14 protein-coding genes are annotated in these 14,845 nt (G+C 66.8%); 7 read left to right on the plus strand and 7 right to left on the minus strand.

The features are described from left to right. Nucleotides 1-70 precede the first annotated feature (70 nt). A complete protein-coding gene (locus OCL97_RS10110; protein ID WP_304778210.1) occupies nucleotides 71-1,435 on the minus strand; it encodes a PleD family two-component system response regulator in 1,365 nt (454 codons plus the stop codon). Between the two features lie 5 nt (nucleotides 1,436-1,440). Then, nucleotides 1,441-1,806: a response regulator gene (locus OCL97_RS10115; protein ID WP_293493017.1), complete on the minus strand. Its 366-nt coding sequence runs from the start codon at nucleotides 1,804-1,806 to the stop codon at nucleotides 1,441-1,443. A gap of 108 nt (nucleotides 1,807-1,914) precedes the next feature. Between OCL97_RS10115 and OCL97_RS10120 the strand changes: the two genes are divergently transcribed. From OCL97_RS10120 to OCL97_RS10140, 5 genes are all read left to right on the plus strand, one after another. Beyond that, entirely contained in the window at nucleotides 1,915-2,565 is a 651-nt protein-coding gene (locus OCL97_RS10120) for a hypothetical protein (protein ID WP_377369837.1), read from the plus strand. Nucleotides 2,566-2,618: 53 nt separating this feature from the next. Continuing rightward, nucleotides 2,619-3,896: a DNA polymerase IV gene (locus OCL97_RS10125; RefSeq protein ID WP_377369839.1), complete on the plus strand. Its 1,278-nt coding sequence runs from the start codon at nucleotides 2,619-2,621 to the stop codon at nucleotides 3,894-3,896. A 166-nt stretch (nucleotides 3,897-4,062) separates the two neighbouring features. Next, a complete protein-coding gene (gene clpS, locus OCL97_RS10130) occupies nucleotides 4,063-4,392 on the plus strand; it encodes an ATP-dependent Clp protease adapter ClpS (RefSeq protein WP_293493014.1) in 330 nt (109 codons plus the stop codon). 8 nt (nucleotides 4,393-4,400) lie between these two features. Next, on the plus strand, nucleotides 4,401-6,734 hold the full coding sequence (gene clpA, locus OCL97_RS10135; protein WP_377369841.1) for an ATP-dependent Clp protease ATP-binding subunit ClpA: 2,334 nt from the start codon (nucleotides 4,401-4,403) through the stop codon (nucleotides 6,732-6,734). Nucleotides 6,735-6,914: 180 nt separating this feature from the next. Beyond that, the gene (locus OCL97_RS10140; RefSeq protein WP_377369843.1) at nucleotides 6,915-9,017 is read left to right on the plus strand and encodes a response regulator; all 2,103 of its coding nucleotides are present in this window, start codon (nucleotides 6,915-6,917) and stop codon (nucleotides 9,015-9,017) included. A 5-nt stretch (nucleotides 9,018-9,022) separates the two neighbouring features. Here OCL97_RS10140 and OCL97_RS10145 read toward each other — a convergent pair whose 3' ends face one another. Then, nucleotides 9,023-9,460, minus strand: a complete 438-nt coding sequence (locus OCL97_RS10145; protein WP_304778224.1) for an HIT family protein — start codon at nucleotides 9,458-9,460, stop codon at nucleotides 9,023-9,025. Between the two features lie 52 nt (nucleotides 9,461-9,512). Here OCL97_RS10145 and OCL97_RS10150 point away from each other — a divergent pair, with 52 nt between their 5' ends. Further along, nucleotides 9,513-10,103: a DUF5655 domain-containing protein gene (locus tag OCL97_RS10150; protein ID WP_377369845.1), complete on the plus strand. Its 591-nt coding sequence runs from the start codon at nucleotides 9,513-9,515 to the stop codon at nucleotides 10,101-10,103. A 31-nt stretch (nucleotides 10,104-10,134) separates the two neighbouring features. Here the strand turns inward: OCL97_RS10150 and OCL97_RS10155 are convergent, their stop codons facing one another. From OCL97_RS10155 to OCL97_RS10170, 4 genes are all read right to left on the minus strand, one after another. Then, nucleotides 10,135-11,304 (minus strand): GNAT family N-acetyltransferase, encoded by a 1,170-nt coding sequence (locus tag OCL97_RS10155; protein WP_377369847.1) that lies wholly within the window; start codon nucleotides 11,302-11,304, stop codon nucleotides 10,135-10,137. Beyond that, complete coding sequence (locus tag OCL97_RS10160) at nucleotides 11,301-12,059, minus strand: glycerophosphodiester phosphodiesterase (RefSeq protein WP_305703272.1); 759 nt, start codon at nucleotides 12,057-12,059, stop codon at nucleotides 11,301-11,303. Before OCL97_RS10160 ends, OCL97_RS10155 begins: the two co-directional genes overlap by 4 nt. Continuing rightward, entirely contained in the window at nucleotides 12,056-12,517 is a 462-nt protein-coding gene (locus OCL97_RS10165; RefSeq protein ID WP_377369849.1) for a RidA family protein, read from the minus strand. Before OCL97_RS10165 ends, OCL97_RS10160 begins: the two co-directional genes overlap by 4 nt. 244 nt (nucleotides 12,518-12,761) lie before the next feature. Beyond that, on the minus strand, nucleotides 12,762-13,196 hold the full coding sequence (locus OCL97_RS10170; RefSeq protein WP_304778235.1) for a phasin family protein: 435 nt from the start codon (nucleotides 13,194-13,196) through the stop codon (nucleotides 12,762-12,764). Nucleotides 13,197-13,492: 296 nt separating this feature from the next. Here OCL97_RS10170 and OCL97_RS10175 point away from each other — a divergent pair, with 296 nt between their 5' ends. Beyond that, complete coding sequence (locus OCL97_RS10175) at nucleotides 13,493-14,845, plus strand: D-alanyl-D-alanine carboxypeptidase (protein WP_377369851.1); 1,353 nt, start codon at nucleotides 13,493-13,495, stop codon at nucleotides 14,843-14,845.

Genomic DNA, 14,845 nt, shown 5'->3' on the forward strand with positions numbered 1-14,845 from the left:
CCGCCGTCATCCTAGGCACAAGGCCTAGGATGCGGAGATGGATGACGGACGAGAGTGGCAAGCCGAGAGCCTAGGCCGCCCGGGCGATGACCTTGTTGCGGCCTGAGGCCTTGGCCTCGTAGACGGCCTCGTCGGCGCGCTTGAGCAGGGCTTCGGGGCGGTCCTCGGCCCCGAGCGTCGCGGCCACGCCGATGGAGATGGTGACGGTCAGCAGCTCGGCGCCGTTCATCACCCGGAAGGGCGAGCCGGCGACGTGCAGCCGGATGCGTTCGGCGATCCGCTCGGCGTCCTCGATCTTGGTGTCGGGCATGACCACCACGAACTCCTCGCCGCCGTAGCGGCACGGCAGGTCGATGGCGCGCACGTTGGAGGCCAGGCGCACGGCGAACTCGCGCAGCACCTCGTCGCCGACATCGTGGCCGTAGCCGTCGTTGATCTTCTTGAAGTGGTCGATGTCGATCAGCAGGCAGGCGACGGGATCGCCCCCGAGGGTGGCGCGCTTCACCAGGGCCTCCAGCTGTCCCACCATGTAGCGGCGATTGTGCAGCCCGGTGAGCTGGTCGGTGACGGCCAGTTCCAGGGAGTGATCGAGGTTGTCGCGCAGATAGTCAGTGTAGCGCTTGCGCCGGATCTGGGTCTTGGCGCGGGCCGACAGCTCCTGCGGGTCGATCGGCTTGGCCAGGATGTCGTTGACCCCGATCTCCAGGGCCTTCACCAGGCGCTGACGCTCGTCGAAGTCGACGATGGCCAGGACTGGCAGGTGACGGGTGGCCTCGTCGGAGCGAAGCTGGGCGGTGAAGCGCAAACCGTCGAAGGACCGCGCGGCCGCATTGACGATCACCAGGTCCACCGGACCCTTGGCGGTCATCAGGGCTTTTTCGGGATCGCTCTCGATGATCGGACGGTGCTCGATGGCCAGTTCAGAGGCGACGCGTTGGGCCTGGCGTTCGTGATCGTCGACGATCAGCACCCGGCCGCCAGAGCCGCCGAGCCGCGAGGCGGCGCCGGCGATGACCCCCATGCGACGGCCCGAGGCCTCGCGGTCGCGCAGTTCGTCGATCACCATCTTCAGGCGGGTCAGGCTGCGCACCCGGGCGAACAGCATGACGTCGTCGATGGGCTTGGTGAGGAATTCGTCGGCCCCGGCCTCGAGGCCTGCGATGCGGTCGGCGCGGCCGTCCAGGGCGGTCACCAGCACCACCGGCACATGGCGGGTCTCGGGATCGTCCTTCAGCCGGCGGCAGACCTGGAAGCCGTCCATGCCGGGCATCATGACGTCCAGCAGGACGATGTCGGGCTTTTCCTTGGCGGCGATGGCGAGCGCGGTCGGACCGTCATAAGCGATGAGCACTTCGTAGTACTCGGCCGAGAGCTTGGCTTCGAGGAGCCGGACGTTGGCTTCGATATCGTCGACGACAAGGATGCGCGCGGTCATGGCGGCTAACTCAAAAGACGACGGATGGTGTCGAGGAAGTGTGACACTGAAATGGGCTTGGAGATGTAGGCCTCGCAGCCGCCCTCGCGGATACGCTCCTCATCCCCCTTCATGGCGAAGGCGGTGACGGCGACCACGGGGATGTGGGCCAGTTCGTCATCTTCCTTCAGCCACTTGGTGACCTCCAGGCCCGAGATCTCGGGGAGCTGGATATCCATGAGGATCAGGTCCGGGCGGTGTTCGCGGGCGAGCGCCAGCGCCTGCAATCCCTCACGGGTCTGCAGCGTTTCGTAGCCTTGGGCATCGAGCAGATCATGAAAGAGCTTCATGTTCAGCTCGTTATCCTCGACGATGAGGACCTTCTTGGCCATTTTCGTCTGACGATCCTTGGTCTGGCGAATCGGTAACCGACCTCACCTTGAGCCCCTTGATCCCACGGATATCCTTAAATCCGCGTTAGTCGCATTCGGAGGCCCCCCGTGGCCGAACAGCCCCGCGCCCCTCGGCTCTCCGACCTGGGCGTCAAGACCGACAGGCCGCTGCTGATCGTCGACGTCGACGAGGTGCTGGGCCTGTTCATGCAAGGCTTTGGGACCTTTCTGGAGGGCCGGGGCCTGGAGTTCCGGGTCGACAAGTTCGCGCTGTTTCAGAACATCTACCGTCCAGGCGAGAGCGAACACCTGGCGATCGACGACGGACGTAAGCACTACGAGGACTTTTTTCGATATGGCTGCGGCGACATGACGCCGACGCCGGGCGGCGCCCAGGCCCTGCAGGGCCTGTCGGAGCAGGCGGCCATCGTGATCCTGACCAATGCGCCGGGCCCTGCCCGCCTGGCCCGCGCCCGCTGGCTGGGGCGGCACGGCATGGACTATCCGCTGATCCTCAACACCGGACCCAAGGGCCCGCTGGCGGCCGGCCTCGCGGCCCAGACCGCCGGGCCCTCGGTGTTCATCGACGATCTGATCTCCAACCTCGACTCGGTGGCGGAGGTGGCCCCTCACGTGACCCGCTTCCAGCATGTGGCCGACCCGAGGCTGCGCCCGCTAGCCCCGTCCAAGCCGGACCTGCACACCCGCATCGACGACTGGGACGAACTGCGGGCGGCCATCGAGCAGACTATCGGCTAGCAGAACAAAACGGGTATGGTCGCCCGCATGACCGGCCCCGTGGAGAAAGAGTCGTGAGCGCGCTCTGCCGCGACTGCTTCCATCATGGCGACTTCGAGCGCAGGTGCCCCGCCTGCGGCTCGCCGCGGATCGTCGCGCACGCCGAGCTGGACAGCCTGTCCATCGCCCACATGGACTGCGACGCCTTCTACGCCTCGGTGGAGAAGCGCGACCGGCCCGAGCTGCGGGACCTGCCGGTGATCGTCGGCGGCGGCCGGCGCGGGGTGGTGACCACCTGCTGCTACATCGCCCGGATCAATGGCGTGCGATCGGCCATGCCGATGTTCAAGGCCATCAAGGCCTGCCCCCAGGCGGTGATCATCAAGCCGGATTTCAACAAGTACCGCACCGAGAGCCGGCGGATCATGGCGATGATGGCCGACCTGACGCCTCTGGTTCAGCCCCTGTCCCTGGACGAGGCTTGGATGGACCTGTCGGGAACCGAGCGCCTGCACGGCGCCAAGCCCGCCGAGACCCTGGCCCGGCTGCAGACCCGCATTGAGTCCGAGGTGGGGATCACCGTCTCCATCGGCCTGGCGGCCAACAAGTTCCTGGCCAAGATCGCCTCGGATCTGGACAAGCCGCGCGGCTTCTCGGTGATCGGGTCCGAGGCGACCGAGTTTCTGGCCCGGAAGCCTGTGGGCATCCTGCCGGGCGTGGGACCGGCCATGGTGTCCAGCCTGGAAAGCTCCAACTTCGTCACCGTGGGGGATATCGCGCGCGCCGACATCAAGGACCTGGCCGCCCGGTTTGGCCCCAACGGCCTGCGCCTGCACGCCCTGGCCCATGGCCGCGACACCCGGGTGGTCAATCCCGACCAGATCCGCAAGTCGATCAGCGCCGAGACCACCTTCAACGAAGACCTGCGCAGGCAGGCCGACCTGGAGGAGCAACTTCCGTGGCTGGCGGAAAAGGTCGGGCGTCAGGCCCGGAGCGGCAATGTGGCCGGCCGGGTGGTGACGCTGAAACTGCGCGGCGCCGATTTCAAGATCATCACCCGGCGCAAGACCCTGCCCGTCCCCACCCAGACGACCCGGTCCATCCTGGCCATCGGCAAGGAACTGCTGGCGGCCGAACTGAAGAGCGGTGGCGCCAACCGCTCCTGGCGGCTGATCGGGGTCGGCATCACCGATCTCATCGAACCGCAGGACGTGGAGGACGACTTCTTCGGGGGCGACGAACGCCGGACCCTGGCCGGAGAGAAGACCGCTGACGCGATCCGGGCGCGATTCGGAGCCACAGCGCTGACCTCCGCGCGCGCCTTGCGCGGGAAATCCTCGGCTCAGGATTGAATACCAGGGGGCCGGCGCCCATCTGCCAGCCTGTTAGCATGGTAAAAACTGTGGCCTTTCGGACGAACTCGCATCGCGCGACCATTTCGACCCTTCCATACGGCCGTCTTTTCCATATCTAATCCATCTGTAGGGCGGTCCCGTGACCGCCGAGGAGACCTGTTCGATGGCCGAGCGAAAGCAAGGTGATCAGGAGACGGGCGTAAAATCGGCGGTCATCACCAAGACCAAGCCGAAGACGCAAAAGCCGTCTCTGTACCGGGTGCTGCTCCTCAACGACGACTACACTCCGATGGAGTTCGTCGTTTATGTGCTTGAGCAGTACTTCCATAAGTCGCGCGAAGAGGCGACGACGATCATGCTGCATGTCCACCAACACGGTGTGGGCGTCTGCGGCGTGTTCACCTACGAAGTGGCGGAAACAAAGGTGGCCCAGGTCGTTGATACCGCGCGCCGGCATCAGCATCCGTTGCAATGCACTATGGAAAAGGATTGAGGCCCAGATTGCCGTCATTCTCACGCCACTTAGAAGAATCCCTCCACCGCGCGGTGGCCTTCGCCAACCAGCGAAAGCACGAGTACGCGACCCTGGAGCATCTGCTCCTGTCCCTCATTGACGATGAGGACGCCGCTGGCGTGATGAAAGCCTGCGACGTCGAGCTTCCGTCGCTGAAGACGACCCTGACCAACTATGTGGACAACGAGCTGCGCTCGCTGGTGGTGGACGATGGCGAGGACGCCAAGCCCACGCCCAGCTTCCAGCGCGTGATCCAGCGCGCGGTCATCCACGTGCAGTCCTCGGGCCGCGAAGAAGTGACCGGCGCAAACGTGCTGGTGGCCATCTTCTCCGAGCGCGAGAGCCATGCCGCCTACTTCCTGCAGGAGCAGGACATGACGCGGTATGACGCGGTGAACTACATCGCCCACGGCATCGCCAAGAAGGCCGGCGCCGAGGGCGCGGCCAAGCCCGTCAAGGGTTCGGAAGACGAGGAAAAGCCCGCGGTGAAGACCGGTGGCGAGGCCCTTGAGGCCTACTGCGTCAACCTCAATGAGAAAGCCAAGCAGGGCAAGGTCGACCCCCTGATCGGGCGGTCGTCCGAGGTGGAGCGCTGCATCCAGATCCTGTGCCGCCGCACCAAGAACAATCCCCTGCTGGTGGGCGACCCCGGCGTGGGCAAGACCGCCATCGCCGAGGGCCTGGCGCGCAAGATCGTCAATCACCAGGTCCCCGAGGTGCTGGCCAACGCCACCATCTTCTCGCTCGACATGGGCAGCCTGCTGGCGGGCACCCGCTATCGCGGTGACTTCGAAGAGCGCGTGAAGCAGGTGGTCAAGGAACTGGAAAACCACGCCGACGCGATCCTGTTCATCGACGAGATTCACACGGTGATCGGCGCCGGCGCCACCAGCGGCGGGGCCATGGACGCCTCCAACCTGCTGAAGCCGGCCCTGGCCTCGGGCTCCCTGCGCTGCATGGGCTCGACGACCTACAAGGAGTTCCGTCAGCACTTCGAGAAGGATCGGGCGCTCGTCCGGCGCTTCCAGAAGATCGACGTGAACGAGCCGACCATCGAGGACACCATCAAGATCCTCAAGGGGCTGAAGACCTACTACGAGGACTTCCACAAGCTCCGCTACACCAACGACGCCATCAAGGCGGCGGTGGAGCTGTCGGCCCGCTACATCACCGACCGCAAGCTGCCCGACAAGGCCATCGACATCATCGATGAGGCGGGCGCGAGCCAGATGCTGCTGCCGGAGGGTCGTCGCAAGAAGACCATCGGCCTGAAGGAGGTCGAGGCCGTCGTGGCCAAGATCGCCCGCATCCCGCCGAAGTCGGTCTCCAAGACCGACACCGAGGCGCTGAAGCAGCTGCACGAGGACCTCAAGCGCGCCGTCTACGGTCAGGACGACGCCATCGAGCAACTGTCGGCGGCCATGAAGATGGCTCGCGCCGGCCTGCGCGATCCCAACAAGCCGATCGGCTGCTACCTGTTCTCGGGCCCCACCGGCACCGGCAAGACCGAGACCGCGCGGCAACTGGCCGGCACCATGGGCATCGAGCTGCTGCGGTTCGACATGTCGGAATACATGGAGCGCCACACGGTCAGCCGCCTGATCGGCGCGCCTCCCGGCTATGTCGGGTTCGACCAGGGCGGCCTGCTGACCGACGCCGTCGACCAGCACCCGCACTGCGTGGTGCTGCTGGACGAGATCGAAAAGGCCCACCCGGACGTCTTCAACATCCTGCTGCAGGTCATGGACCACGGGGTTCTCACCGACTCCAACGGCAAGAAGGTCGATTTCCGTAACGTTGTCCTGATCATGACCACCAACGCCGGCGCCTCCGACGCCCAGCGCAACGCCATCGGCTTTGGCCGCGGGAAGCAGGCTGACGAGGTCGACGAAGCCCTGAAGCGCCTGTTCACGCCGGAATTCCGCAACCGCCTCGACGCGGTGGTGGCGTTCAAGCCGCTGACCCAGGACATCATCCGCCAGGTGGTTCAGAAGTTCGTCATCCAGCTGGAAGCGCAACTGGCCGACCGTCACGTCACCATCGAGACCACGGACGAGGCCGCCGACTGGCTTGCCAAGAACGGGTTCGACGAGCTCTACGGCGCCCGGCCGCTGGCCCGGGTCATCCAGGAGCACATCAAGAAGCCGCTGGCCGACGAGATCCTGTTCGGCAAGCTGGTGAAGGGTGGCCACGTGAAGGTGGTGCTGAAGGACTCCAAGCTGGCCTTCGAGATCGAGGGCGAGAACACCGAGCCCGGCGCGCCGATCATCGAGAACCCCGCCGAGGACGCGGCCAACGCCGCGCCGGAGCTGGCCGGCTAAGGACAGACTCCCGACTTCGAGCACAATCGAACCCCAGGCCCTCAGCCTGGGGTTCTTTGTTGCGCCATCTACGGGTGGTGGCCGAATCACACCGCCCACCCATAACCTCCACCATGGTCGTACTTCCCGACCCACGATTGAGCCCAGGCCTAGGGTCTATGCCAACCAGGGGGTGGTTCAGTGGCGTCGCGTATCGAGCTCTTTCGACCGGCCCAGGCCCCTCGCGCCGATGGCCTGGACCTGGCCTTCCTGGCGGCCTACGCGATCTGCGCCCTGCTGGCCTACGCCTGGACCACCAGCATCAACGGCCTCGCCGTGCTCTGGATCTGCAACGGCCTACTGACCGCCGGCCTGCTCCTCCTGCCGCGTCAACAGGCCATCGCGCTGGCCGTCCTGTGCACGACCATCGACTTTCTGGCCGCTCTGAATAGCGGCAGCGCGCCCTTGCGGGCCGCGCTCATCGCAGGGTGCGACTTAACCGAAGCGGTCCTCGCCGCGATCCTGGCCCGACGCGTGTGCGGCGCCGGGTTGGACATGAATGTCCTGCCCCGGTTCCGGAATTTCGTCCTGCTGGCGGCCCTTCCGGCCACGGTCACCGTGGGCACCCTCGGCGCCTGCCTCGCGGCCCTGATGTTCAGGGACGACTTCGTGACGGCCTGGAAGACCTGGGTGTTCGGGGACTCCCTGGGGATGATCGTAGGGGCGCCGGCCGCCCTGCTGCTGGCGCGGTTCCGACGCTATGACGTCGGCGCGGCGGCATCGCGCTTCGAGACCTTTGGCCTGATCGGCCTGGTGCTTGGGGCGGCCGCCCTGATCTTCGCCACGCCCCTGCCCGCCCTCTTCCTGATGTTTCCCTTGGGCCTGCTGGTGGTGATCCGGCTCAGCAGTCCCTACACGGCGCTGATGGCCATGCTGGTGTCGTTCATCGCCGCAAGCGCCACCGTGGCGGGCCAAGGGCCCATCGTGGCCCAGTTCCCGGGTGACATGCCGCGCCAGATACTGGTGCTGCAGCTCTATCTGGCCACCCTGGTGAGCTCGGCCCTCATCCTGTCCAGCGTGCTGGCCCAGCGCGCCGCGGCCCAGGTCAGCCTGCGCCGGGCCCTCGCCGTGGCGCGCGCCGCCCGCCGCGACGCGGTGGCCTCCGACGGCGCCAAGGGGCGTTTCCTGGCGATCATGAGCCACGAGATGCGCACGCCCCTGAACGGCATCAAGGGCCATGCCCAACTCTTGACCGCGCGCGCCGACCTGGCGCCCCAGGCGCGGGAGCAACTGGGTGTGATCCAGGCCTCATGCCAGGTGCTGCTCTCCCTGATCACCAATATCCTGGACTATTCGCGGCTGGGTTCCGGTGCGCCCCTCCCCGCCCCTGCCCCCCTCGTCCTCGCCGACCTCGTACGGACGGCCGGCGGCATCGTAGGGCCGAGCCTGGGGCGCCTGACCCTGAGGGTTGATGTCTCGGCGGTCGAGGGCGTGGTCCATGAAGGTAACGAGGACCACATCCTCCAGCTCCTTCTCTACCTGCTGGGCAATGCTGTGAAATTCACCGACCAGGGTCATATCGCGGTGCGGGTGACGCTGTCGCCTGAGACGGGCGCCGACCGGGTGCGGGTGAGTGTGCGCGACACGGGCGTCGGCCTCGCCCCCGAGGCGATGACCCAGCTGTTCCAGCCCTTCACCCAGGCCGACACCAGCGCCACGCGCCGGTTCGAGGGCGCCGGCCTGGGCCTGGCCACCTCCAAGTCCCTGGTCGAGCAGATGCAAGGGCGGATCGGGGTCGAGAGCGTTCTCGGCGAGGGTTCGGAATTCTGGTTCGAGATCCCGCTGCCCCGCCTTGAAGCGTCAGCTGAGGCCCCCTCGGCCGAGAGCAGCAGTCTCGGCGCCGGTCGCATCCTGGTGGTCGACGACCATCCCGTGAACCGTCAGGTGGCCTCGATGATGCTGCTGGCCGCGGGGTTCGACGTGGAGACAGCCGAGGACGGCGCTCAGGCGGTGGAGGCGGTGCGCAGCCGCCCCTTCGACGTCGTGTTCATGGATATCCACATGCCGGTCATGGACGGCCTGGCAGCCTGCCGCGCGATCCGGGCCCTGGAAGGCGACAGGGCCAACACCCCCGTGGTGGCGATCACAGCAGCCACCCTGCCTGAGGATGTGGTCCGCTGCCACGAGGCCGGCATGAACGCCCACCTCCCCAAGCCCATAGAGCAGGAGCAGCTGGTGGCCGCTGCCGTTCATCCCTGGCGAGCGGCGGCCGGCCCCTCATGGCCGGAGACCGCCACCGCCTGAGAAACCTAGGCGATCTGAGCGGCGATCTGGTCCGCCAAGGCCTTCAGCTCCGTGGGATCGGCCATCCCGCCCTCCCCGTGCCGCCCCAGGGCCTGGCCTTCCCAGCGCGGGATGATGTGGAAGTGCAGGTGGTAGATGGTCTGGCCGGCCGGCGCGCCGTTGAACTGGGTGACCACGATACCGTCCGGCTTCAAGGCCGCGCGCACCGCCCGCGTCACCCGCTGCACGCCCAGGATCAGAGGCGCGAGGGTGGCGGGGTCCTCCTCCAGCAGGTTGCGGGCCGTGGAGTGCTTGGGGATCACCAGGGTGTGGCCACGGGCCTGGGGGAAGACGTCCATGAAGGCGTAGACGTGGCTGTCCTCGAACACCCGCGCGCTCGGCATCTCACCGCGCAGGATCTTGGCGAAGATATTGCCGTCGTCATAGGTCCCGTCCAAGCTCATGGCGCGCTCCTGCTGAGGTCTTGGAAGCGTCCTAGCACAGAGGGGGCCCTGTATGGGAACCGGTGACGCCGACAACACCAAGGGCCTGAGCCCGCGCCAGCAGAAGTACTTCGCCACCGCCCGCGCCAGCCTCGAGAAAGAGACCGGCAGGACGATGGACGAGTGGGTGGCCATCGCCAGGACCTGTCCCGAGACCAAGACCATGACCCGGATCGCCTGGATGAAGGAACATCACGGCCTGGGGATGAACCGCGCCAACATGGTGATGTCGGCCGCCTTCCCCACCGGCGCGGGCTGGGACCAGCCGGAGACGCTGCGAGCCCAGGTGTGGAGCGATCCGGCCGCGACGGCGATCTTCGAGGCCATCGAGCGCGCGGCGGCCGCCCTGCCCGACGTGGTCACCGGCCAGCGGAAGGCCTTCACCGGATTTTCCCGCAACTTCCAGTTCGCCTCGGCCAAGCCCGCCAAGGGCGGCCAGGTGGTGCTGGGCCTGGCCGTGCCCCCCGACGCCGATCCCAGGCTGACGCCGGCCAAGGCCGAGGGCTGGTCGGAGCGGCTGAAGTCCAAGCTCACCCTGACCTCTCCGGCCGACCTGGACGCCAAGCTCGTGGCGCTGATCAGGCAGGCCTGGGAGGCCAGCTGACTATCGGCGGCGGCCTCGCCTTCACCCTGCGCTACTGATCGGGTTCCTGGCGGAAGGGCGAAAACTCTTCCGCCAGCCACTCCATCTCGCCCTCCACCGCCTCACGCTCGCGGGCTACAAAGTCCTCGACGGGGCCGCGCAGCATGGGGTCGGCGATGAAGTGGGCCGAGCGGACGGGGCTCGGCAGGTAGCCGCGGGCGATCTTGTGCTGGCCTTGCGCGCCGGCCTCCACCCGGGCCAGGCCCCGGCCGATGGCCCACTCGATGGCCTGGTAGTAGCAGAGCTCGAAGTGCAGGAAGGGGATGTCCTCGACGCAGCCCCAGTTGCGGCCGTAGAGGCAGTCGCCGCCGATCAGGTTGAGCGCGCCGGCCACCCAGCGGCCATTGCGCCGGGCCATCAACAGCAGCACCCGGTCGGCCATCCGCTCCCCCAGCAGGGAGAAGAATAGCCGGTTCAGATAGGGCCGGCCCCACTTGCGCGACCCGGTGTCCATGTAGAAGCCGTAGAAGGCGTCCCAGTGTTCCTCGGTGATGTCGGCGCCGGTCAGGGGCAGGATCTCGACAGCACCTTGCGCCTCACGGCGCTCACGCCGGATGGTCTTGCGGCGGCCTGAGGACAGGGCCGCGAGGAAGGCGTCGAAGTCGGCGTAGCCGGCGTTTTCCCAATGGTACTGCTGGCCCTCGCGCATCGAGAGCCCCTGCCCGCCCAGCCAGGTCCACTCGTCGTCCGTCGGGAAGTTGATGTGGACGCCCGAGGAACCGTAGCGCTCGCAGAGGGTGACAGCGCCGGTCAGCAGGGTCTTGCGGGCGGTCTCGACGTCGACGTCCGGCCGTACCAGCAGGCGCGGGCCGGTGGCCGGGGTGAAGGGCGCCGCGGAGATCAGCTTGGGATAATACTGCCCGCCCGCCCGCTCATAGGCCTCTGCCCAGCTATGGTCGAAGATGTATTCGCCCTGGCTGTGGGACTTCAGATAGAGCGGCATCACCGCCGCCACCTTGCCGTCTTCGTCGTCCACCGACAGGTGCTGCGGGCCCCAGCCCATGCGCTCGACGGCGCAGCCGGACTCTTCGACAATGTCCAGGAAATCAAAGGAAACGAAGGGGTTGGCGGCGTAGTCCGGATTGCCGGCGCAGGCCTCCCAGCCCTCGCGGCCAATCTCGGCGATCCGGCGGCTGACCTTCACCGCCGCCTTCAGACTCACGCGGCCCAGCCCTCGAAGATCAGGTTGTCGCAGTGGTCCTTCAGGGCGTCCCACTGCTCGGGTTTGCGCACGGTCCAGGCGACGACGGGCATGCCCTCGGCGCGGTGCTTCACGGCGGCGTCACTCCGGACCATGTCCAGGCTCATGGCCAGGAAGTGCGGCCGGGCGATGGAGACCTGCTCCAGCCGGGCGAAGGATTTGCGCTGCTCGGCGGAGAGGTGGGGCGTGTCCTCTTCCCAGCTGTAACTGTCCAGGCCGCGCAGGACGCCGGGGAAGCGGTCGGCGAACCAGGCGTGGGAATAGGGATTGAAGCCGATGACGCAGGTCGGACCGGCGTGGTCGATGAGGATCTCGTGCACCCGCTGCTCCAGGGGGCCCACGGCGCCGAAGTCGGTCTTCAGCTCCACATGGACCATGGCCCGGTGGCCGATCAGGGCCAGGGTCTCCATCAGGGTGGGAATGCGTTCGTCGGTCCCCTTGAGCCGCAGTTCGCCAAGGTCGGCGGCGGTGCGGTCCCGGAGCTTGCCCTCGACCCCGGTCATCCGCTTCAGGCTGTGGTCATGAAAGACCATGGCCTCGCCGTCGGCGGAGAGGTGGACGTCCAGCTCGACGCCGTAGCCGGCCTGGCAGGCGGCCTGGAAGGCGCCCAGGGAATTCTCCGGCGCGCCGTCCGGAGACCATAGGCCACGGTGGGCGACAGGCGGGTGGAACAGGAAGTCCCAGGCCTCGCCGAAGGTGTTCTTGAGGTCCTTCATCGGATTTCCACCACGGCGTCGACCTCGACGGCGAAGTTCATCGGCAGGCGGTAGACGCCCACCGCCGAGCGGGCGTGCTTTCCGGCGTCCCCGAAGGCGGCGACCATCACATCGGAGGCGCCGTTCACCACCTGGGGGATCTCGAAGAAGCCGGGCCCGGCCTGCACAAAGCCGCCGAGCTTGACCACCCGGACGACGCGGTCGAGGTCGCCGTCGCAGGCGGCGCGCATCTGGGCGATCAGGTTGATTCCGCACAGGCGCGCGGCGCCTTTGGCGGTCTCCATGTCGACATCCTCGCCGACGATCCCGCGGACGCCCCCACTGGCATCCAAGGATACTTGACCAGATATGTGGACAAGGTCGCCGACCCGCACGAACGGGACATAGTTGGCGACCGGGGCGACGGGCTGCGGGAGGGTGATCCCCTGCGCAGCCAAGCGTTCTTCGACCTGTGACATGACCAACGGTCTAGAGCGCGACAGGGCGAAGTGGAAGCCGGTTCGCCCGTCCGACGCGCTCTAATTCTTCAAATTCGAGCCTTTTGATCAGATCAGTTGGAAGTCCATCTGATCCAAAGCCTCGCCGGGGATTCAGGGGTCCTGTCAGGAGCTGAATACGCAAAAGGCCCGGACCGTTTCCGGTCCGGGCCTCCGCAGGGTCCGCGCCAAATACGCAGGCGCGGCTGGAGGGACTTTAGAAGGCTTAGCGGACGGCCTGCAGCTTCTCGACGGCGGCGGTGACGCGCTCGTTGAGGGGCTTCATGGAGTCCTTCACCGAGGCCTGCACGATCTCACCCATCTTGGAGAGCTCGGCCATGTAGGCTTCCATGGCGGACTTGGCGAAGCTGGTTTGCAGCTCGACCACTTCCTGGATCGACTTGGCGCCCGAGAGCGACTTGGCGGCGGCGACGTTGGCTTCCACGGCCTTCTTGGAATAGGCGGTGGCCTGGGCGCCGAGCGCTTCAGCGCCCTTGGTGGCGGCGGTCACCGAGGCGATGACGGCTTCCAGGTTCTTCTTGGAATGGGCGTTGGCTTCATTGAGGCCGGCCAGCGACTTTTCGATGGCGTCCTTGAAGGCGGTGTTGCCGGCGGTGGTGAACTGCTCGACGGTGTTCTTGACGGTTTCGGCGGCGGCCATGATAAGACTCCGGGGAACGTGGTTGACGGGCTATGCCGCGTCGCACCAGTCGGGCGTTGCGGCTGTTTGATCTCGCAGCCTATTTCTCATGTTGCAGTGCAGCAGTCAAGCCACTTTGTTGCAGTGCACAATCGCCGTCTGCGCGAATTCGTCCTGGCGCCCGCATAACCTGAAACGCGACAAAAGCGCTCGCTCAAGAGGTGTTTACTCTCGCGCAAGCTCCTACCTGTCATGATAGGGTTTCAGTACGGCGACCGGGGGGTCGCCCAACCCTTTGATTCGACGGACGAACCGCAATGTTCGAGCGCGCCCGCCGCCTGTTCCTCGCCCTTGGCGCCGCCGCCTTGACGGCGGTCTCGCCCCTGGCGACCTCAGCCCAGGCGCAGATCCCCTACCTCTCGATGCCGTCCCTGCCCACCACGGCGCCGAAGTACGCGGCCATCGTCGTGGATGCGAAGACCGGTGAAGTTCTCTACGCGAAGCGCGCCGACAGCCCCCGCTATCCCGCCTCCATCACCAAGATCATGACGCTGTACCTGGCCTTCGAGGCCCTGGGCTCAGGCCGCCTGCAGCCCGACGACAGGATCATGATCTCGCCGCGCGCGGCCGCCCAGGCGCCCACCAAGCTGGGCCTTTCCGCCGGCGAGTCGCTGACGGTCCAGGAGGCGATGCAGGCCCTGGCCATCAAGTCGGCCAACGACATCGCCGTGGCGATGGCCGAGAAGCTGGGAGGATCCGAAGCCCGCTTCGCGGCCATGATGACCCTGCGGGCCCAGGAGCTGGGCATGGCCAATACCCGCTTCGTGAACGCCTCGGGCCTGCCCGACAGCCGCCAGGTCTCCACCGCCCGCGACCTCGGCATCCTGTCACGCGCCGTGATGCGCGACTATCCGCAGTACTACCGGCTGTTCAGCCAGCAGCAGTTCACCTTCCGCGGCACGCCGATGCGCAATCACAACGGCCTGCTGGGCGCGATGCCCGGCGTGGACGGATTGAAGACCGGCTATACGAACGCGTCGGGCTATAACATCGCGATCTCGGCCGTGCGCGACAACCGCCGCCTGATCGCCGTGGTGCTGGGCGCGCCGTCCACCGCCAAGCGCAACAACAACGCCGAGGACCTGCTGCTCACCGGCTTTGACGTGATGAACCGCCGCGCCCGCGGCGAGAAGATCACCATCGCCCAGAACCTGTTCGAGCCCGAACCCATCGGCCCCATCGAGCGTCCGTCGGTCGAACAGGGCGATGGCGAGCAGGACGGGTTGAGGATCGTACTGGCCTCGGCCCCGCCGCCGCCCTCCTTCTCCAGCAACGACTTCGTCTCCCCCACCCGCAACCTGCTGCGCGGCTCGCAATCGGCCGACAAGCCCAAGACCGAGAGCAAGAAGGCCGAGAAGGAAGATCGCAAGCCGGCCGGCAAGTGGGTGGTCCAGGTCGGCGCCTTCAAGTCCAAGGCCTTGGCCAAGGAACAGCTCACCCTGGTGGAGAAGCGGTTCGGCAAGTACTTCGGCAAGGCCGACGGCGCCACCGACTCCGTCGGCGGCACCTATCGCGCCCGCTTCAAGGGATTCACCGAGGCCTCCGCCAAGGACGCCTGCGGCGCCCTGAAGGCCAAGAAGGTCCCCTGCATGGTCGTGAAGCCGGGCTGA

The sequence above is a fragment of the Phenylobacterium ferrooxidans genome, assembly GCF_042714595.1.
GTDB lineage: Bacteria > Pseudomonadota > Alphaproteobacteria > Caulobacterales > Caulobacteraceae > Phenylobacterium > Phenylobacterium ferrooxidans.